Origin of the sequence: Kitasatospora sp. NPDC087315 (assembly GCF_044744345.1) — a bacterium.
In the GTDB taxonomy this organism is placed as follows: domain Bacteria; phylum Actinomycetota; class Actinomycetes; order Streptomycetales; family Streptomycetaceae; genus Kitasatospora.
Genome location: NZ_JBIUYD010000012.1, coordinates 68,014 through 88,084 on the forward strand (window position 1 = coordinate 68,014; position 20,071 = coordinate 88,084).

General features: G+C 75.2%; 11 protein-coding genes. 3 read left to right on the forward strand and 8 right to left on the reverse strand.

The genetic code is table 11. From position 1 onward, the window contains the following. The first annotated feature begins 119 nt into the window (after positions 1-119). Positions 120-1,136 carry a polysaccharide deacetylase family protein gene (locus tag ACIO5D_RS18910; RefSeq protein WP_400759387.1) on the forward strand — a complete coding sequence of 339 codons (1,017 nt, stop codon included), beginning with the start codon at positions 120-122 and terminating at the stop codon, positions 1,134-1,136. A gap of 16 nt (positions 1,137-1,152) precedes the next feature. On the opposite strand, the gene ACIO5D_RS18915 is transcribed toward ACIO5D_RS18910, so the two are convergent. Beyond that, entirely contained in the window at positions 1,153-1,596 is a 444-nt protein-coding gene (locus tag ACIO5D_RS18915; protein ID WP_363614384.1) for a YchJ family metal-binding protein, read from the reverse strand. Between the two features lie 679 nt (positions 1,597-2,275). Here ACIO5D_RS18915 and ACIO5D_RS18920 point away from each other — a divergent pair. Next, positions 2,276-7,288: an amino acid adenylation domain-containing protein gene (locus tag ACIO5D_RS18920; protein ID WP_400796464.1), complete on the forward strand. Its 5,013-nt coding sequence runs from the start codon at positions 2,276-2,278 to the stop codon at positions 7,286-7,288. Next, complete coding sequence (locus tag ACIO5D_RS18925) at positions 7,285-12,840, forward strand: amino acid adenylation domain-containing protein (protein WP_400796467.1); 5,556 nt, start codon at positions 7,285-7,287, stop codon at positions 12,838-12,840. Before ACIO5D_RS18920 ends, ACIO5D_RS18925 begins: the two co-directional genes overlap by 4 nt. Before the next feature lie 168 nt (positions 12,841-13,008). On the opposite strand, the gene ACIO5D_RS18930 is transcribed toward ACIO5D_RS18925, so the two are convergent. The 7 genes from ACIO5D_RS18930 to ACIO5D_RS18960 form a co-directional block, all read right to left on the reverse strand. Continuing rightward, on the reverse strand, positions 13,009-13,362 hold the full coding sequence (locus ACIO5D_RS18930) for a hypothetical protein (protein ID WP_400796470.1): 354 nt from the start codon (positions 13,360-13,362) through the stop codon (positions 13,009-13,011). Between the two features lie 112 nt (positions 13,363-13,474). Then, complete coding sequence (locus tag ACIO5D_RS18935) at positions 13,475-14,824, reverse strand: aldehyde dehydrogenase family protein (protein WP_400796473.1); 1,350 nt, start codon at positions 14,822-14,824, stop codon at positions 13,475-13,477. A gap of 21 nt (positions 14,825-14,845) precedes the next feature. Continuing rightward, the gene (locus ACIO5D_RS18940; protein WP_363613635.1) at positions 14,846-16,585 is read right to left on the reverse strand and encodes an asparagine synthase C-terminal domain-containing protein; all 1,740 of its coding nucleotides are present in this window, start codon (positions 16,583-16,585) and stop codon (positions 14,846-14,848) included. Between the two features lie 60 nt (positions 16,586-16,645). Continuing rightward, positions 16,646-17,233: a hypothetical protein gene (locus ACIO5D_RS18945; protein ID WP_363613637.1), complete on the reverse strand. Its 588-nt coding sequence runs from the start codon at positions 17,231-17,233 to the stop codon at positions 16,646-16,648. Between the two features lie 41 nt (positions 17,234-17,274). Beyond that, positions 17,275-18,210: a hypothetical protein gene (locus ACIO5D_RS18950; protein ID WP_400652848.1), complete on the reverse strand. Its 936-nt coding sequence runs from the start codon at positions 18,208-18,210 to the stop codon at positions 17,275-17,277. Next, the gene (locus tag ACIO5D_RS18955; RefSeq protein WP_400796475.1) at positions 18,207-19,310 is read right to left on the reverse strand and encodes a hypothetical protein; all 1,104 of its coding nucleotides are present in this window, start codon (positions 19,308-19,310) and stop codon (positions 18,207-18,209) included. The genes ACIO5D_RS18950 and ACIO5D_RS18955 overlap by 4 nt, the downstream gene beginning before the upstream one ends. Then, entirely contained in the window at positions 19,307-19,975 is a 669-nt protein-coding gene (locus ACIO5D_RS18960; RefSeq protein ID WP_400796478.1) for a cupin domain-containing protein, read from the reverse strand. The genes ACIO5D_RS18955 and ACIO5D_RS18960 overlap by 4 nt, the downstream gene beginning before the upstream one ends. Between the last annotated feature and the right edge of the window lie 96 nt (positions 19,976-20,071).

Sequence of the window (20,071 nt, forward strand, 5' to 3'; positions counted from 1 at the left end):
GGACGCGGACTTCGCCGTGCTGGCCGCGTGGGCGGAGGGTCTGCGGGGCGGCTCCCGTGCTTAGCCCGCGGGGGTGACGAGGGGGTTGGCCGAGGGGTGGCACGGGGGAGCAGTGCTGCATGGACAAAATGGCAGATAATCAGATTAATGGGGGATCGAAGGGCCGTCACCGAGCAGGCCGCCGGGCCGGGGCCGGTCTGGTGGCGGCCGTCTGCCTGACGGCCGTGATGGCGGGCTGCGCCGCACCGTCCGGGCAGGGCGGGAGGCCCTCCCGCACCGCCGCGAGCACCGCCGCCGCAGCGGACGAGAGCGAGGCGGCCGACCGCGGCGGGCCCCGGCCCCCGGCCGCGCCGCTGGGGATGCCGGGCCTGGCCCGGCAGGAGGAGGAGCGCGGCGGTGAGGCGCTCGCCCGCCGGGAGGCCGCCGTCCGGGCCAGGCTGGAGGCCGTCCACCGCTGGGGTCTGGAGCGGGTGCCGCTGCCCGCGCCGCAGCGTCCGGCGAGCAGGCCGGAGCTGCGGCCGGCCCAGGGCGTGAAGCTCAGCGACGGGCGGCCACCGGTGGTCTACCGCGTCCCGACCGACGAGAAGATCGTCTTCCTGACCGTCGACGACGGCGCCGAGAAGGATCCCGCCTTCTCCCGGATGGCGAAGGAACTGGGGATCCCGCTCAGCACCTTCGTCGCCGACTACCTGGCCCGCTCCGACTACGGCTACTTCCGCAACCTCGCCGCCCAGGGCGCCGCCGTCAACAACCACACCATCAACCACCGCAACCTCAAGGTGCTCGGCTACGACGTGCAGCACGACGAGATCTGCCGCCAGCAGGACCAGCTGGAGCAGCAGATCGGCGCCCGCCCCCGGCTGTTCCGGCCGCCGTACGGCGAGTACAACGACGACACGCTGCGCGCCGCCGCCTCCTGCGGCATCGAGGCGGTGCCGCTCTGGAACGAGGAGGCCTTCCCCGACCGCATGGAGTACCGCTACGCCGACCAGCGCCTGCACCCGGGCGACATCATCCTCACCCATTTCCGGGGCACCGACCTCTGGCGCGGCACCATGCCCGACCTGCTCCGCAAGGTCGTGAACGACGTCACCGCGCAGGGCTTCGCGCTCGCCCGCCTGGACGACTACCTGTAGGCCCGTCGGCGGGGCGTCACTGGAGCGAGAGGGCGTCGAGGTAGACCCAGGCGCCCTCGTGGCGGACGAAGCGGCTGTGCTCGGTGAGGACGCCCTCCTCGCGGCCCTCGGTGTAGTGGGCGCGGAATGCGACCGTGCCCTCGCTGTGGAAGGGGCCGCCGTCGGTGCTGGAGAGCACCTCCAGCCGGACCCAGCGCAGCGCGGGGTCGAAGTCGACGGTGGCGGGCCGGGTGTCGGGGTGCCAGCTGCGCAGCAGGTACGCCTCGTCCTGGGCGGCGAAGGCGCTGAACCGGGAGCGCATCAGGGCCTCGGCGGTGGCGGCCGCGGCCTGGCCCCGGTGCAGCCGGCCGCAGCACTCGGCGTAGGCGGCGGGCAGCCCGCACGGGCAGGGCGAGGAGGGCAGCAGCCGGGGGGCGGTGGCTCGGGGCGTGGCGCGGGCGGCGGAGCGGCGTCGGGACATGGCGTCCATTCTCGCCCCTCGCCGGAGTGCCCCGCGCCCTGGCCCGCTCACGCCCCGCTCCCCGCCCCGTTCCGGCGGTCAGCGGGCCCGGTCGAGGAAGCGCCGCAGGCGGTCCGCGAGGCCGCCGGACGGGACGGTCGCCGCGAACCAGGCGGCCTCGACGGCCAGGCCCTCGTCGATCGGCAGGCTGATGCCGCGGGTGACGGCGGCCGTGGACCGGCTGACGGTGGGCTGGGAGGAGCACTCCCGCAGGCTCGCGGCCGGCCCGGCCTGAGGCCTGTCCGAAGGAGGCCGACCCGCCGGTCCCGCGCGCCGACACCTGAACCCGGACAGCCCGGGCAGGCCCGCGCGAGGACATGGCAGAGGGAAAAGAGCAGGTCAAGGCGGAGACGCCAAAGACGCCGCGCGACCGAGAGCTGACGCCTCGTCCGTTGCTGCGACGACCGTAGCGTCAGAAGACCCGGATGTCACGGGCACTGACAATCTGTACGAAATCGTCAACGAACCGTCACACCTCGGCACCGTTGAGTGGTGAAGAGAAAGTGATCTTTCCGGCATATCGAACGAGTGACGGAAATGTGCTGGTCATCCGGAGATCTTTACCCCACCATCTCCGAGGGCACACCGCCCATTTCTCGCCGACCACAAGTCGGCGCAGGGCCATCCCTCAGGAGAGTTGATGAGTTCGACGGGACTTCCTCCACTGGACCCGGCAGCCTCGCTGGCCGATCTGGTCGACGCGCAGGTCAGACGGACCCCCGATGCCATCGCCGTGATCGACGGCGAGCGGCGTCTGACCTACCGCGAACTGGCCGCGGCCGTGGACACGGTGGCGGGCCGGCTGGCCGGCGCCGGGGTGGGCGCCGAGACCCTGGTGGGGGTCTGCCTACCGCGAACGGCGGACCTGGTGGTCACGCTGCTGGCGGTGCTGCGCGCGGGCGGCGCCTACGTACCGCTGGACCCGGCGTACCCGCGCGACCGGCTGGAACTGGTGATCGGCGACGCCCAGGCACCCGTCGTGGTCACCGACCGGACGCACGAACACCTGCTGTCCGCCGCCGGTGCCGCGCTGCTCCACGTCGACGGGGACGGCCCCGCCGCGCCCCTCGCGCCGGCGGGCGGCGCCGACGCGCTGGCGTACGTCCTGTACACCTCCGGCTCCACCGGCCGGCCGAAGGGCGTCTCGGTCACCCAGCGCGGCGTCAACGCCATGCTGCGCTGGGCCGCGCGCACCTACACGCCGTCCGACCTGGCCGGGGTGCTGTTCGGCACCTCGGTCTGCTTCGACATCTCGGTGTACGAGTTGTTCCTCCCGCTCGCGGTCGGCGGCACCGTCGTGGTGGCCGAGAACGTCCTTGCGCTGCCGGAGCTGCCCGCCCGCGACGAGGTCACCCTGGTCAACACCGTGCCCAGCGCCATGGCGGCGCTGCTGCGCGGCGGCGGCCTTCCCGGCGGCGGGGGTCTGCCGGGCGGCGTACGGGTCGTCAACCTGGCGGGCGAGGCGCTACCACGCCATCTGGCCGACCAGGTCTACGCCCAGCCCCAGGTCGAACGCCTGTACAACCTCTACGGGCCGACCGAGGACACCGTCTACTCCACCTGGTCGCTGGTCGGCCGGGACGAGCCCGGCGAGCCCCTGATCGGCCGCCCGCTCGACGGCACCACCGGCCATGTGCTCGACGAGCGGCGGACCGCCGTCCCGGACGGCGGGATCGGCGAGCTCTACCTCTCCGGCGAGGGCCTGGCCCGTGGCTACCACGGCCGCCCGGACCTCACCGAGGAGCGCTTCGTCACCGTCGGCGGCGAACGCTGCTACCGCACCGGCGACCTGGTGCGCCGCCTGCCGAACGGCGAGCTGGAGTACCACGGCCGGGTCGACCACCAGGTCAAGGTGCGCGGCTTCCGGGTCGAACTCGGCGAGATCGAGGCCGTGCTCGCCGCCCACCCCGCGGTCGAGGCCGCCGCCGCCGTCGTCCAGCAGGACGAGGCCGGCGACTACCTGGCCGCCTTCGTCCAGCCCGCCCCGGGCACGGCCGAGCCGACCCCCGCCGAGCTGCGGGCCCACTGCGCCGCCGCGCTGCCCGGCTACATGGTGCCGCTGGCCGTCGGCGTGCTGGCGCGGCTGCCCCTCACCCCCAACGGCAAGACCGACCGCAAGGCGCTGCCGCCCGCCGCCCGCAGCCGCGCCGGGCAGGAGCTGTTCGTCGCCCCCCGCACGCCCGTCGAGGAGCGCATCGCCGAACTCTGGCGCGGCGTCCTCGGCGTCCCCCAGGTCGGTGTGCACGACGTCTTCCTCGACCTCGGCGGCCACTCGCTGCTCGCCGCCGGGGTGCTCGCCCGGATCGAGCGCGAGTACGGCACCCGGGTGCCGCTCGGTGAGTTCTTCGCCGCGCCGACCGTCGCCGCGCTCGCCGTCCGGGTCGCGAACGGCGGCGGCGGACGTCCGTCCGTCGCACCCCCCAAGCGTGAGGCCGAACTGCCCGCCCGCGCCACCGGTTTTCAGCGCGAGCTCTGGCTGCACGAGTCCGTCCAGCCCGGCAGCTCGCTCTACAACGTCCCGCTGCGGATCCACGCCGCCGGCGCCCTCGACCGGACCGCCCTCGGCCGCGCGCTGACCGAGGTGGTCCGCCGGCACGAGGTGCTGCGCACCGCGCTGACCGGTCGCGACGGCGACCCGGTCGCCGAGATCCGCCCGCCGTACGCCGTCGAGGTGCCGCTGCTCGACCTCACCGGCGCCGACGAGGAGAAGCTCGACGCCGCGCTGCGCGCCGAGGCCGCCCGGCCGCTGGACCTCACCGGGGGCCGGCTGCTGCGCGCCCTCGCCCTGCGCACCGGTGCGGACGCGCACGAACTGCTGATCACCGTCCACCACGCCGCGATGGACGGCTGGGCCGCCGGCCTGCTGCTCGCCGAGCTCGGCCGCGCCTACCAGGACGGCGAACTCGCCGAGCCCGACCTGCAGTTCTCCGACGTCGCCCGCTGGGAGGAGCGCGCCGACGAGGCCGCCCGCGAGGACGCGCTGCGCTGGGGCGAGCACCTGCTCGGCGTCGAGGTCGAACAGCACCTGCCCGGCGACCGGCCGCACCCCAACCCGCACGACACCGCGGGGCGCCGGATCGCCCGCCGGCTCGACACCGGCCTGGTCCGCTCGGCCGAGCGCTGGGCCGCCCAGGAGGGCGCCAGCCTCTACATGGCGGTGCTGGCCGCCCTCGGCGGGGTGCTGCACCGCTACACCGGCCGCACCGATGTCGCCGTGCTCAGCCCGTTCGCGGTCCGCCCGGTCCCCGAGCTGGAGCAGGTGCTCGGGTCGCTGATCAACACGGTGGCGCTCCGCTTCGGCGTGGCCGGCACCGACACCTTCCGCGACCTGGTCGCCCGGGTCCGCCCGGTGGTGCTGGACGCCGCCGAGCACAGCGGATTCCCGTTCCTGGAGCACGCCCGCCGGGTGGGCACCCCGGCCGGGCTGACCGCCTCGCCGATCGCCCAGGTCATGCTCGCGGTCCAGAACCACCCCGTGGCCGGGGTCGAACTGCCGGGGCTCAGCCTGCGGTTCGTCGCCGAGGTGTGCAACGGCACGGCCAAGACCGACCTCTCGCTGTTCCTGGAGTTCCCGGCCGAGGGCCCGCTGCTCTCGGCCGAGTACCGCACCTCGCGCTACGACGAGCGGTCCGTCCTGGCCGCGCTCGACCACCTGACCGCGCTGCTCGGTGCGGCCGTCGCCGAACCCGACCGCCCGCTCGGCGAGCTGGCGATGCTCACGCCCGCCGAACTGGCCGCCGCCACCGAGCAGGTCAACCGCACCGAGGCGGCGGTGCCCGACGCCGGGCTGCACGAGCTGGTCGCCGCCCAGGCCGCCCGCACCCCGCAGGCCGTCGCCGTCTCCGCCGCCGACGGCACCCTCGACTACGCCGGACTCGACGCCGCCGCGGGCCGGCTGGCCCATCTGCTCGGCGAGCACGGCGCCGGCCCCGGGGCCCTGGTCGCGGTCGCCGTCCGGCGTGGCCGGCTGCTCCCCGCAGCCCTCCTCGGCGTCCTGCGCAGCGGTGCCGCGTACCTGCCGCTCGACATCGACCAGCCGCTCGCCCGCAACCGCGCGGTGCTCGACGACGCCGGGGTCACCCTGCTGGTCGCCGAACAGGCCACCGCAGGCGACGAGCTGTTCGCCGGACGCACCGTCGTCCTGGCCGACGGCCCGGAGGCCGCCGCGGCCCCCGAGGCGCGGTCGGCCGCGGTCGGCCCGGAGGACCCGGCCTACCTGCTCTACACCTCCGGCTCCACCGGCCGCCCCAAGGGCGTCTCCGTGCCGCACCGCGCCATCGTCAACTTCCTCGCCTCGATGGGCCGCGAACCCGGCCTCACCGAGCGGGACGTGATGGCCGCCGTCACCACCGTCACCTTCGACATCGCCGGCCTGGAACTCTGGCTGCCCCTGGTCACCGGCGCCCGGGTCGAGATCGCCGACCGCGCCACCGCCACCGACGGGCACGCGCTCGCCGACTGGCTGGACCGGTGCGGCATCACCCACCTCCAGGCCACCCCCGCCACCTGGCGGATGCTGCTGGAGGCCGGCTGGGCCGGCCGCCCCGCCCTGACCGCCCTGTGCGGCGGCGAGGCGCTCACCGCCGACCTCGCCGAGGCCCTGCTCGGCCGCACCGAAACGCTGTGGAACCTGTACGGGCCGACCGAGACCACCGTCTGGTCCACCGCTCAGCGGGTCACCGCCGAACTCGCCTCCCACGGCGGCGTGGTGGCGCTCGGCAAGCCCATCGCCAACACCCGGCTGCACCTCCTGGACGTCAACGGGCAGCCCGTCCCGGCCAACGGCATCGGCGAACTCTGCATCGCCGGCGCCGGCGTCGCCCTCGGCTACCACGGCCGGCCCGACCTCACCGCCGAACGCTTCGTCCCGGAGCCCGGCGGCCCCGAGGACGCGCTGATGTACCGCACCGGCGACCTCGCCTGCCGCCGCCACGACGGACGGCTGGAGTACCACGGCCGCACCGACGCCCAGGTCAAGCTGCGCGGCTTCCGGATCGAACTCGGCGAGATCGAGGCCGCGCTCACCGCCGTCCCCGGCGTCACCGCGGGTGCGGCCCGGCTGGTCGAGACCCCCGCCGGACCGGCCCTCGCCGGCTACGCCGTCACCGACGGCACCCTCACCGAGGACACGCTGCGCACCGTCCTCACCGACCGGCTGCCCGACTACATGGTGCCCGCCGCGCTCGTCCTGCTCGACGCGCTGCCGGTGACCCCCAGCGGCAAGGTGGACCGGGCGGCCCTGCCCGTCCCGCGGCTCGGCGGCGCCGGCGCACCGCCCGAGGGCGACTGCGAGGAACTGCTCGCCGACATCTGGCAGGAGGTCCTCGGCATCGAACGGGTCTCCCGGCACGACGACTTCTTCTCGGTCGGCGGCCACTCGCTGCTCGCCACCCGGCTGGCCGCCCGGGTCCGTGACACCTTCGACCTCGACCTGCCGCTGCGCACCGTCTTCGAGGCCCGCACCCTGGCCGCGATGGCCCGCCGAATAGAGGACCTCCTGCTCGACCAGATCGACGGCCTGGACGACTTCGACGACGTCGACGATCTCGACGGACTCGACGCACTCGCCAGAGCCCACGGCACCGACGCACCTGAAGACCCGGGCACCGAGCCGAACCCGGCCGTCGGCGCCCTGACGGGGGAGAACGCATGACCGACCAGACCACCAGCGGCGCCCGTCCGGACCCGGACGCCAGACGCCAGGAACTCCTGCGCCGCCGCCTCGCCCAGGCCAAGGCCGCCAAGGCCGCCGCCAGACCCGCCCAGCAGGGCATCGCGCCCCGCCCCGACGGCACCCCGGCACCGCTCTCGTCCGCCCAGCGCCGGATGTGGTTCCTCGCGCAGTACGAACCGGACAGCGCCGCCTACCACATCCCCCTCGCCCTGCACCTCGACGGCGAGCCCGACCCCGCCGCCCTCGGCGCCGCCCTCACGGACGTGCTCGCCCGGCACGAGGTGCTGCGCACCGTCTACCCGACGGTCGACGGCGACGTCCGGCCCGAACTGCTGGACGCCACCCGCTTCACCCTCGCCACCGCCGACGTCCCCGCCGGCCAGGTGGCGGCGCGGCTGGACGAGGAGGCCCGGCGCCCGTTCGACCTCGCCGCCGACCTGCCGCTGCGCGCCGCCCTGCTGCGCACCGGCGACGGCGCTGTGCTCAGCCTGGTGCTGCACCACATCGCCGCCGACGGCTGGTCCATCGGCGTGCTCTTCGACGACCTCGGCACCGCCTACACGGCCCGCCGCGAGGGCCGGGCGCCCGCCTTCGAACCGCTGCCCGTCCAGTACGCCGACGTCGCGCACTGGCAGCAGACCGAACTGGCCGGCGAACTGGCCCGCCAGGAGGCCTGGTGGCAGGAGCGCCTGCGCGGCGCCACCGCCACCGTCACCGTGCCCACCGACCGCCCCCGGCCCGCCGTGGCCGGCACCCGCGGCGAGCGGATCACCGTCGAACTCGGCGCCGACCGCACCCGCCGCATCCGGGCGCTCGCCGAAGGGACCGGCGGCACCGCCTACATGGTGCTGCTCGCCGCGCTGCAGACCGTCCTCGCCCGCTACACCGGCGCGGAGGACGTGGTCGTCGGCACGCCCGTCGCCGGACGCACCCGCAGCGAGACCGAGCCGCTGGTCGGCTGCTTCGTCAACACCCTGGCGATGCGCACCGACCTCTCCGGCGACCCGACCGTCCGGCAGCTGCTGGAGCGCGTCCGGGAGGGCACCCTCGGCGCCTTCGGCCACCAGGACCTGCCGTTCGAGCGCCTGATCGACGCGCTCGGCCTGGACCGCGAACTCGCCCACACCCCGCTGTTCCAGGTCATGCTCAACGTCCACAACCAGGCCGAGGCCAAGCCCACGCTGCCCGGCCTGGAGGTGGACTGGCAGCCCGTCGGCACCGACACCGCCAAGTTCGACCTCTCCGTCGCGGTCGTCGACAACGGCGGCGAACTGGTCGCCGACCTGGTCTGGCGGACCGAGCTGTACGACGAGCCGACCATCCGGCGGGTCTTCGGCCACCTCACCACCGTGCTCGACGCGATGGCCGCCGGCCCGGACCGCCCGGTCGCCGAACTGCCCCTGCTCACCCCCGCCGAAGAGCGCCGGCTCGCCGAGTGGGACGACACCCGGCGCGACTGGGACCTCGGCGGCACCCTGCACGGCCTGGTCGAGGAACAGGTGCGCCGCACCCCCGACGCGCCCGCCGTCCGCGGCGCCGACGGCGTGCTCGGTTACGCCGAACTCGACCACCGGGCCAACGCCCTGGCCCACCGGCTGCGCGAACTCGGGGTCGGCCCGGACCGTCCGGTCGGCCTGCTGGTGGAGCGCTCGGCCGCGCTGGTCGTCGGCATGCTCGGCATCCTCAAGGCCGGCGGCGCCTACCTGCCGCTCGACCCGGTCTACCCGGACGAGCGGATCCGCGCGCTGCTCACCGCCGCGGGGGCCGCCGCCGTCGTCACCACCGACGACCTGCTCGCCCGGCTCGACGGCACGCCCGTACCGGCCGCCGTGCTGGACCCGCTCTCCACCCCCGCCGCCCCCTGCGCGGCACCCGAGGTGGACGTCCGCCCGGACCACCTCTGCTACGTCGTCTTCACCTCCGGCTCCACCGGCGCACCCAAGGGCGTCGCCGTCGAGCACCGCAACTACCGCAACTACCTGCACGGTCTGCGCGAACGCGTCGGCGCCGGCACCGAGGGCTGGAACTGGGCGCTGGTCTCCACCTTCGCCGCCGACCTCGGCACCACCAACGTGTTCGGCGCGCTCACCGGCGGCGGCTGCCTCCACCTGCTCACCCGTGACCAGGCCACCGACCCGGACGCCTTCGCCGCCTACACGGCCGCCCACCGGATCGACGCCATGAAGCTGGTCCCGAGCCACCTGGAGGGCCTGGCCGCGCACGGCGGAGCCCTCGGCGGCATCCTGCCCGCCCGGCTGCTGATCTGCGCGGGCGAGGCGCTGCGGCCCGACCTGGTCGCCCGGATCCGCGCGGCCCGGCCCGACCTGCTGCTGCACAACCACTACGGCCCGACCGAGACCACGGTGTCGATGCTCGGCACCCCCGTCCCGGCGGACCTCGGGGACGCCGTCACCGCACCGCTCGGACTGTCCTTCGGCAATGTCGGCGCCCATCTGCTCGACGCCCGGCAGCGGCCGGTGCCGGTCGGCGTCCCCGGTGAGCTGTACGTCTCCGGCGGCGGCGTCGCCCGCGGCTACCTCGGCCGGGACGACCTCACCGCCGAGCGCTTCGCCGTCGTCGGAGGCCGGCGCACCTACCGCACCGGCGACCTGGTCCGGCGGCGCGCCGACGGCGCCATCGAGTTCCTCGGCCGGGTCGACCACCAGGTCAAGATCCGCGGCTACCGGGTCGAGATCGGCGAGGTCGAGGCCGAACTGACGCTCCGTCCCGAGGTCCGCGAGACCGTGGTGGTCGCCCGCGGCGAGGGCGCCGCCCGGAACCTCGTCGGGTACGTCGTGCCCGCGGACCCGGCCGCCGCCCCCGACCCCGGCGAGCTGCGCGCCGCGCTGCGCACCCGGCTGCCCGACTACATGGTGCCCGCCGCCCTGGTCGTGCTGGACGCCCTGCCGCTGAACGCCAACGGCAAGGTGGACCGGGCCGCCCTGCCGGAGCCGGTCGCGGTCCAGCCGGTCTCCGGTGGAGGCGAGTTGGTGACGGAGAGCGAGCACGAGGTGGCCGCCGCCTACCGTCAGGTGCTGGCCGTCGAGGAGATCGGCGCGGCGGACGACTTCTTCGCGCTCGGCGGTGACTCCTTCTCCGCCGTGCACACCGTCCGCCTGATCGGCCGCGGCCTCTCCGTCATCGACCTGTTCCAGCAGCCCACCGTGCGTGAACTCGCGGCCCTGCTCGACGCCCGGGCCGGCGGCGCGGTGGACCAGGGCCCGCGCAGCCTGCTGCACAAGCTCACCCGGGGCAACGCGCCGGCCGAGGTCAGCGTGGTCTGCGTCCCCTACGGCGGCGGCAGCCCGATCACCTTCCAGCCGCTCGCCGACGCCCTGCCGGCCGGCCACCGGCTGTACGCCGTCGAGCTGCCCGGCCACGATCCGAGCCGCCCCGACGACGAGCTCACCGAACTCGAACTCCTCGCCGACCGGCTGACCGAGCAGATCACCGAGCGGATCGACGGCCCGGTGGTGCTGTACGGCCACTGCCTCGGCGGCGCGCTCGCCACCGCCCTGGGCTCCCGGCTGGAGGCGGCCGGGATGGACCTGCGCGGGGTCGCCCTCGGCGGGACGTTCCCGGCGGCCCGGCTGCCCGGCCGGTTCGCCGAGTGGATGGCCAAGCGGCTGCCGGGCGACCGGATGCTCTCCAACCGTTCCTACCTCGACTACCTGCGCGCCATGGGCGGCTTCACCGACGTCTACGACCAGGCCGAACAGGACTTCCTGGTCCGGGCGTTGCGCCACGACGTCCGGCAGGCCGAGGACTTCTACACCCGGGCGTACGGGGACGGGCGGCCGCCGAAGGTCACGGCGCCGATCCTGTGCGTGGTCGGCGAGAAGGACCGCGCCACCCAGCTGTACCAGGAGCGGTACGCCGAGTGGGAGCACTTCGGCGACACCGTCGACCTGGCCGTCATCCCGCGCGCCGGGCACTACTTCCTCAAGCACCAGGCCGACGACCTCGCCCGGGTGATCTCCGAGTTCACCGCCACCGGCGGGGTGGCCGCGGAGGTCGACGCCAAGCGGCCGCCGGCCAAGGTCGAGCTGGGCACCTTCGCCAAGGTCGCGATCGGGCAGTTCGTCTCGATGGTCGGCACCAGTCTCTCGACCTTCGCCCTCGGTGTCTGGGTCTACCAGCAGACCGGTTCCGCCTTCGACTTCGCGATGATCTCGGTGGTCGCGGTGCTGCCCGCGGTGCTGCTGCTGCCGATCGCGGGCGCGCTCGCCGACCGGGTGGACCGCCGGAAGATCATGATCGTCACGGACACCGTGGCGGCGGCCGGCATGCTCTCCCTCGGGGGGCTGCTCTGGGCCGATCTGCTGGAGGTCTGGCACATCTATCTGGTGGCCTGCACCGGGGCGGTCTGCTCGGCCTTCCAGCGCCCGGCCTATCTGGCCGCGATCACCCAACTGGTGCCCAAGCGCTACCTCGGGCAGGCCAACGGCCTCGCCCAGCTCGGCACCGGTGCGGGCGACATGATGGCCGTTCTGGCCGGTGGTGTGCTGGTCTCGCTGATCGGCCTGCACGGCGTGGTGCTGTTCGACATGGTGACCTTCCTGACCGGTGTCACCTGCCTGCTCATGGTCCGCTTCCCGGACGCGATGTTCGACAAGCAGGAGGAGCCGCTGCTGCGCGAGGTGGTCACCGGCTGGCGCTACATCGTGCGGCGGCACAGCCTGGTCGCCCTGGTGGTCTTCTTCGTGGTGTTCAACTACCTGTTCGCCGTCGCCACCGTGCTGATCACCCCGATGGTCCTGGCCAGCGGCACGGCCGTCCAGCTCGGCGTCATCACGGCCATCGGCGGTGTGGGCGCGCTGACCGGCGGGCTGGTGATGGCCCTGTGGGGCGGTACCCGGCGCCGGGCGATCGGCATGATCGGCTTCACCTCGGTGGTCGGCCTGGCGGCGATCGTGGCCGGCAGCCGCCCGCAGGCCGCGCTGACCGCGTGCGGACTCTTCGTCCTCTGGGCGTCGATGATGATCCTCAACTCGCACTGGATGGCGCTGATCCAGACCAAGGTCGGCATGGAGCTCCAGGGCCGCGTCCTGGCCACCAACCAGATGCTGGCGATGTCGATGATGCCGCTCGGCTTCCTCACCGCCGGGCCGCTCTCCGACCACGTCTTCGAGCCGCTGATGCGGCCCGGCGGCGCGCTCGCCGACTCGGTCGGCATGGTGCTCGGCACCGGTCCCGGCCGCGGCGCCGGACTGCTGCTCGTCCTGGTCGGCGCGGCCCTCGGGCTCTGGGGCCTGGTGGGCCTCGCCTACCGCCCGTTGCGGCTGATCGAGGACCTGCTGCCCGACGCCCTGCCGGACGCCGAGATCGGCGACAAGGACGCCATCCAGGCCGAGGCCGACCGCCAGCTCGCGCTGGCGAAGGCAGGCCGCGCCGGCCGGGCCGGTCGCGCGGGCCGGGCGACGCCGCCCCGTCCGGCCGGTGGTGCCCCCGAGCCGGTGGAGGACGAGTCGGGCGAGGACGAGCCCGGGGACCGCGTCCCCGCCGGAGCCGGCCGCCCCGGCCCCCGGTAGTCCGCGTCCGAAAGCGGAGCCCTGAACGCGGCGCCCCCGCACCCGGCCCGGGTGCGGGGGCGCCGCGTCTCGCGTTCGTCCTGCGCGTTCGTCGTCATCGCGGCACGCTCGGGACGGCGCGTGCCGCGATGACGACGGATCAGCGCGGGCGCCCCGCCCGGGAGGCGGTCACGCGCCCGGGTTGATGCTGAAGACGGCGCCGAGGACGACCAGCAGCGCCGCCGCCGGCGCCAGCGAGACCAGCGCGCGCCCCTGGCGCAGCAGATAGGCGGCCGGCCACTGGAGCAGGATCAGCACCGGGGCGGCGAGCAGGGCGTAGTCGGCCACGGCCAGATGGGTCATCGTCGACGGGCAGGCGCCGGGCCCGTAGCACGGGTCCGTGGACATCTCCGCGAGACCTCGCAGAGCGGTGACGAGCGGCAGGCAGAGCCCGGTCGCCAGAGTGGAGATCAGCGGGCCCTTCCACCAGTTGCCCCGGGCGGGCGCGCTGGAAGGGGCCGACCGGATCGCGGATTCGTTCATGGCCCGATCCTTCCCGCCCCGGCCACCTCGCGGACAGTGGACGGATACTCAACCGTGAGTGTCCGGCGTACTCAGCCCCGGCCGGTGACGTGCGCCGACCGCCGGGAAGCCGTCAGAGCCGGGCGGTCACCGTCTTGGGGCGCTGGTACTCCTGGAGGGCGAGGGCACTGAGGTCGGTGCCGTGGCCGGAGGCGCCGCGACCGCCGTGCGGGAGTTCGGCGGTCTGGGCGAGATGGCAGTTGATCCAGGTCTCACCGGCGTCGAGGCGGGCGGTGAGGTCGAGGGCGGTGCCGAGGTCCCGGGTCCAGACGCTGGCGCCGAGGGCCTGCGGGACGCCGTTGGCGAGGGCGAGCGCCTCGTCGGGGGTGGCGGCGCGCTGGACGGTCAGGAGCGGTCCGAAGACCTCCGCCAGTACGGCGGGGTCGTCCTGCGGCAGGTCGGCGAGCAGGCGGGCGGGGCGCCAGAGGCCGTCGGTGCGGCCGGGGGCGGCGATCGAGCGCCCGGCGGCGGTGGCGGCCAGCAGCCGGTCGTAACGGGCGGCCTGGTCGGGGTTGTTGAGCGGGCCGAAGTCCCGGCCGGACCGGCGCCCGGCCAGGGCGGCGGTGAGCGCGGCGATCACCTGCTCGTGGTTCTCGTCCAGGGTGATCACCCGGGCCGGGGCGGCGCAGCTCTGGCCGGCGTTGTAGGTGCAGGCCTCGGCGAGGGCGGACCAGGTGTGCGCGGGGGCGTCGGGCAGGACGAGGACGGGGCTGTTGCCGCCGAGCTCCAGGCTGATCCGGCGGTGGCCGGCCCGGGCGGCGATGTCGGCGCCGGCGGCCGCGCTGCCGGTGAAGGCGATCATGTCGATGTCGCTGGTGACCAGCAGCCGCCCGGTCTCCCGGTCGCCCGCGAGCGCGGTCAGGACGCCGTCGCCGAGGGCCTGCGCGGCGTGCTCGGCGAGCAGGGCGACGGAGTCGGGGGTGGTCTCGGCGGGCTTGACGACCACGGTGTTCCCGGCGGCCAGGGCCGGGGCGCAGCGCCAGGCGGCCATCAGCAGCGGGTAGTTCCAGGGGACGATCGCGCCCACCACGCCGATCGGCTCCCACCGCACCCAGCTCTCGTGACCGGGCAGGTAGCGGCCGGCGGCGGGTGCGGTGCCCGTCCTGGCGGCGCCGGCGGAGAACCGCAGAAGGTCCGCGACCTGCCGGATCTCCCCGCTGGCCTCGGCGGCCGGCTTGCCGGTGCCGGCCTGTTCCAGCGCGGTGTACTCGGCGAGGTGGTGTTCGACGAGGTCGGCGAGCGCGTCGAGCCGGCGCTCGCGCTCGCGCGGGGTGAGCGCGCGCCAGCGCGTCGCGGCGGCCCGCGCGGTGGCGGCGGCCCCGGCGACGCGTTCGGCGCGGGCGGGGCTCAGCGTGCCGCGGGTGCGGCCGGTCCGGGGGTCGATCAGGTCGAGGCCGGCCGGGGCCGGGTCGAGCGGGTCCATGGGGGGCCTTTCACGAGGGGCTCAGAGGTCGTAGGAGCGCAGCCAGAGTTCGAGGGTGAGGACGAGCCAGAGCTTGCCGCCCTGGCGCGGCAGCAGGGTGCCCTCGCGGCGCATCCAGGTACGGACGGTGTCGGGTCGGACGAGGCCGCGCTCGCGGGCCTGGCGGCCGAGCAGCAGCTCGCCGGAGAGGTCGCGCAGCGGGCCGCGCAGCCACTGCTGGACGGGCACCCGCATCCCGCTCTTGGGGCGGTCGGTGACGGTGTCCGGCAGCAGGTCGCGGACGGCCTCCTTGAGTACCCACTTCTCCACCGTGCCGTGCAGTTTGAGCGTCGGCGGGGTGGCGAAGGCATGGTCGATCACCTGCCGGTCGAAGAGCGGGGAGCGGCCCTGGACGCCCTGGGAGGCGGTGAGCCGCTCGACCTTGGTGAGGATGTGGTGGGCGCCCTTGGTCCGCAGGTTGCAGTGGAGCAGCTGGTTGAGCAGCGCGTGCATCGGACCGGGCGTCAGATAGGGCGCGACGAAGCGGCGGGGCGCGGGCTCGGCCTCCAGTGCCCGCAGCGCGGCCGGGGTGAGCAGCCGGGGCAGGTCCTCGTAGCACTTGCGGTAGGAGCGCAGGTACGCCTCGGCCCGTGCCTCGGGCGCGGGGTCGTCGCGGTGCATCTCGTGGACCAGCATCGGCAGGTTCTTCGGCCCGCCGAAGACGGGGTCGCCGCCCTCGCCGTTGAGCGAGACCCGGATGCCGTCGCCGGCGACCGCCTCGGCGAGCATCAGGTTGGGGACGGTCAGCGGGTCCCCGACCGGGCTGTCCAGCAGGGCGACGGTGTCGGCGAGCCGGGCGGCGACCTCGGCGCCGGAGACGGTGAGCACCCGGTGGTCCGTCCCGCAGTGCCGGGCGACCAGGCCGGAGTAGCCCAGCTCGTCGGGGAGTTCGTCGCCGAAGCTGATCGAGTAGGTGCGTACGGGGTGGCTGTGCAGCCGGGCGGCCAGGGCGGTGACGAGCGAGCTGTCGACGCCGCCGGAGAGCAGCACCGCCACGTCCTCGCCGCCCGGCAGCCGGCGCGCGGTGGCCTGTTCCAGGAGAAGGCGCAGCTGCCGGGCGTACTCGGCGGGCGGCGGGGTGTCGCCCGGCGCGGGGAGGAGTTCGGCGGGTTCCCAGTATTCCTCCTGGTGGACCGAGCCGTCCGCGGTGAGCCGCAGGATCCGCCCGGGCAGCGCCTCGTGGACGCCGCGCAGCAGGGTCTCCTCGCCGGGCAGGTAGGCGAAGGTGAGGAAGGAGCGGACGGCGGCCAGGTTGACGCCGGTCCCGAGCGCCGGCCAGTGCCGCAGCGAGCGCAGCGAGGTGGACGCGGCCCAGCAGCCGTCGGCGCGGGCGTAGAAGACCGTCCGGGCGCCGACGTGGTCGCGGATCAGAACCAGGTCGGCGCCGTCCACCACGGCCAGGACGAACAGGCCGTCGGCCTGCCGGACACCGTCCGCGCCGAGCCGCCGCCAGAGCCGGAGCAGCAGTTCGCCGTCCGGGCAGCCGTCGGGTGCGGGGGCGCCGGCGTCGGCGAGGGCGGTGAGCAGCCCGGTCCGGTTGTGCAGGGTGACCTCGCCGACGGCGGTGACGCCGTCGAGGGTGAACGGGCCGGTGGCGAAGCCGGGTTCGCCCGGGATCAGGGCGGTCAGGGCCGACGGGTCCGGTGCGGTGCCGGCGAGTGCGGCGAGCTGGGCGCGGGCCCGGTCGGCGTCCGGTCCGGCGCAGGCGCAGCAGCGAGCCATGGTGGGGTGCCTTTCGATGGAGGGGTTCGGCGGGGCGCGGCCGGTTCAGCCGAAGCCGGTTCAGCCGAAGTCGTCGCCGTCCCAGGCGTCGTCGCCGGAGCCGTCCCAGTCGCCCCCGAAATCACCGTCGGGGCCGTCGCCGTTCCCACCGTCCCCGCCGTCGCCGGAGCCGTCGGCACCGTGGTCCGAACCGTACGACGCGCTGCCGCCGCTGCCTCCACCGGAGTCGGCGGACTGGGCGCGGGCCTGCTGCCGCAACTGCTCCTCCTCGTCCTCGCCCAGCTCCAGCGGCGGGAACTGCGAGACGGCGACGGCGGCGGCACCGGCCACACCGAGCGCGCCGAGCACCACGCCGAGCCGGCCGCGGAACGCGGTGCGGTTGACGGTGACCAGTTCGCCGCGGGCCCAGACGGTGCGGCCGTAGCCGATGTCCCGGCCGTAGGAGACGGTGTCGTCGACGTGGGTGCGCTTGACCAGGTCCGTGCCGAGGCGTTCGTCGGTGCCGGCGTCGCCCCGGTTGTCGTGCCAGTGCACGAGGCCGCCGGCGCCGCGCCGACGCCACTCGTTGCGGCCGTCCTCGTAGCGGCGGTGCACCGTGCCGTCGGCCAGCAGTTCGTCGCGGTAGCCGATGTGGCGTGGCTGCGTCATCGTCGGGAGTCCTCAAGCATCGGGGGCCTTCGGGCGGAGGGTCAGGCGGTCGGCCAGGTCAGGAAGCCGGTGTCGCGCACGGTGCGCACGCGCCGGTGGAGCGGGGCCCGGTGGGGGCGGCCGTGGTTGCCCCGGACCTGGCGGATCACGGTGTGCAGCAGCCGGGCGGGGCCGACGGCGGCCAGCTCGACGGTCCGGCCGCTGCCGAGCCAGGCGCGTTCCTCCGGCCGCAGCCCGGCGGGCAGCGGGCCCCGGTACGGGTGCGGGCCGCGTCCGGAGGTGAGGTGGAGGGTGGTGGCGTGCCGGGGGACCAGACCCATCGACCGCACCCGCGGACCGGAGCGGGTGCCGCCGTAGGCCTGGCTGATCCGCTCGAAGCAGGCGAGCCCGGCCGGGCTGGCGTCGTGCAGGACGTGCAGCACGGCGCCGCCGGCCCGTTCCAGGCCGGCCACCAGCCGTGGGTCGAGCGGGAGTTCGGCGGCGGCGACGATCGGGCAGGCGGCCTCCAGATGCAGGTCGTTGGCGATCAGCATCGCGGTGATCTCCCGGCTCTGGCAGACCAGCAGCCGTGGCAGCCCGTAGTCGTAGAGGTCGCTCTCCGCGGCCGGGCGCGCGCCCGGGGCCGCCGGGGCCGCCGGTGGCAGGGGCGGCAGCAGGCCAGGGAGTTCGTCGCGCCGCCCCGCCAGCGCCTCGGCGAAGCGCGCGTAGCGGACCGGGGGCGCGAGGGTGTACGGGATCCGGCGCGGCCCGGCGTGCAGCGGCTGGAGCACCCGGCACACCTCGTAGTACAGCTGACGCTCGGTGTACCGCAGCCCGCCGGGCGCCTCGGCCCGGGCGGCGGCGACGGTGAGCGCGCCGTCGAGCAGCGGCCGTCGGCGCGGTGACCGGGGAGGCCCGGACGGTGCCGGAACGGACGGTGCCGGGACGGACGACGGCGGGACGGACGACGGCGGGGTGGACGACGGCGGGGTGGTCACGCGGTGGTCTCCTGGTGGGGTTCGGGCCAGGTGAGGAAGCCGACGGCGAGGGCACGGCGCCGGGTCTCGGCCGGCTCCTCCGGGCGCTCCGGCACCGCCGGCCGCTTCACCAGCGCGACGGGGACGGGCGGTTCGAGCACCCGCTCGGCGGCCCGGACGGCGAGGGACATCAGCCGCTTGGGCGGGACGGCCACCAGCGGGCTCCACCAGCCCTCGGCGAACCAGGCCAGCTCCGCCGGGGTCAGACCGGGCACCTGCGCGGCCGGCCCGGCCTGGAGTTCGGCGGACCGGTCCGGGTCGCGCAGGTGCAGGAACCGGCTCTCGGCGGCCAGGACCGCCCGGACCGGGATGCCCGCGTCCAGGACCCGGCGGCCGGGCCGGGCGGCGCGGACACCGGCGACCAGCAGGCAGCCCTGGGGCGAGGCGTCGTGCAGGACGACGACGGGCAGGCCGTCGGGTATCGCGCGCGGGTCGGCGACCAGCAGCGCGCGGTGGCGGCGCGGGTAGTCGTTGGCGTGCAGGAAGGTGGTGACGGTGCGGTCCGGGCAGAGCAGGGCGAACGCCGGGTCGGCCACCTGTGGGCCGGGCCGGACGGCGTTGTCCTCGACCAGCCCGGCGGGCAGCACCCCGTAGACCGTCTTCCACCGCAGGACCACGGTGGCGGCGAAGCCCCCGGGGCGCCAGCGCGGGGTGATCGGGCGCGGCGGTGCGGGGACGTCGGAGAGCACCACCTGGCGCAGCGCGAGCCCCAGCAGGCCGACCCCCACCAGGGCGGCCGGCGCGATCAGCGCGTCGTTCAGCGCGAGGGCGGCGACCAGCGCCCCGACCCCGAGCACGCCGAGGCAGCCCGCGCCGCCCTTCGAGCCCCGGTGCTCCTGCTCCGGTCGGCCGCGGCGTTCGATCGCGTATCCCAGCTGCTCGACGGTGCAGAACAGCCTGCCCCCGTCGGTCAGTCTGTCGGCCACGCGGCGGATCCGGACGTCGTGCAGGCCCGGGCCCTCCTCCTTGGGGTCCAGCGCGAAGTCCTTGTTGCAGTACGAGCAGCGGTGCCGGGAGCGTTGCCGCTGCAGCAGGTTCCGGTCGCAGTGCGGGCAGATCATCTCGGGGTCTCCAGCATGGCGGCGAAACGGCGCAGCCGGGCGGCCAGCCGCTCTCTCGCGCTGACCGTACCCACGCTCTGGTTCCGCTCCACTTCCCTGAGCGCGCCGGCCAGTTGGGCGTCCTCGCGGCGTTCGGCCTCGGCCGCGGTGATCGCGTAGTCCTCGTGGTCGATGCCGAACCCGGTGTTGGCGGCCAGGATGTTGAGCGGCCCGGCGCCCCGGTTGGCGAAGGAGTGCGGCATCAGTTCGGGGATCCGGATGAGCAGCCCGGGCGTCAGCGGGACGTCCACCACCCGGCGGCGCTCGGCGTCGTACAGCCCGCAGGAGGCGTGGCCGAGGCTGAGCACCAGGTGCTCGCCGCCGTGGGCGTGCGGGGTGAACGCGCTGTGCGGGGCGACGATACCGAGCTTGTAGGTGGCGTTGGACGGCCGCTCGGGCGAGGTCTTGGCGTCACCGACCAGGTAGTGGGCGAACTGGCCGTCGTCGATGAACCGCAACAGCTCCTCGCCCGCCGGGCCGTGCCGTCCGTCCGGGCCCAGCTCCCGGGCGCCGTCCCGGTCGGCGATCAGCACCCGGCCGTCCGGCCGCAGCTGGTAGAGGTCCACTCCGGCCGGCAGCGGCCGGGCGAGCCGTTCCAGCCCGCGCAGCCCGGATCGTATGGACATCGGCCACCCCGTCCCGCCTCGTGTTCACGTGGCATCATCCCCGGTGACGCCCACCGCCAGGTACGCGGTTCCCTTGCCCGCAGGCGGTGTTGTGGA

Excerpts from the sequence above, each read along its gene's own strand:
- ACIO5D_RS18910 (WP_400759387.1), top strand. The coding sequence starts at position 120 with ATGGACAAAATGGCAGATAATCAGATTAATGGGGGATCGAAGGGCCGT.
- ACIO5D_RS18915 (WP_363614384.1), bottom strand. The coding sequence starts at position 1,596 with ATGTCCCGACGCCGCTCCGCCGCCCGCGCCACGCCCCGAGCCACCGCC.
- ACIO5D_RS18920 (WP_400796464.1), top strand. The coding sequence starts at position 2,276 with ATGAGTTCGACGGGACTTCCTCCACTGGACCCGGCAGCCTCGCTGGCC.
- ACIO5D_RS18925 (WP_400796467.1), top strand. The coding sequence starts at position 7,285 with ATGACCGACCAGACCACCAGCGGCGCCCGTCCGGACCCGGACGCCAGA.
- ACIO5D_RS18930 (WP_400796470.1), bottom strand. The coding sequence starts at position 13,362 with ATGAACGAATCCGCGATCCGGTCGGCCCCTTCCAGCGCGCCCGCCCGG.
- ACIO5D_RS18935 (WP_400796473.1), bottom strand. The coding sequence starts at position 14,824 with ATGGACCCGCTCGACCCGGCCCCGGCCGGCCTCGACCTGATCGACCCC.
- ACIO5D_RS18940 (WP_363613635.1), bottom strand. The coding sequence starts at position 16,585 with ATGGCTCGCTGCTGCGCCTGCGCCGGACCGGACGCCGACCGGGCCCGC.
- ACIO5D_RS18945 (WP_363613637.1), bottom strand. The coding sequence starts at position 17,233 with ATGACGCAGCCACGCCACATCGGCTACCGCGACGAACTGCTGGCCGAC.
- ACIO5D_RS18955 (WP_400796475.1), bottom strand. The coding sequence starts at position 19,310 with ATGATCTGCCCGCACTGCGACCGGAACCTGCTGCAGCGGCAACGCTCC.
- ACIO5D_RS18960 (WP_400796478.1), bottom strand. The coding sequence starts at position 19,975 with ATGTCCATACGATCCGGGCTGCGCGGGCTGGAACGGCTCGCCCGGCCG.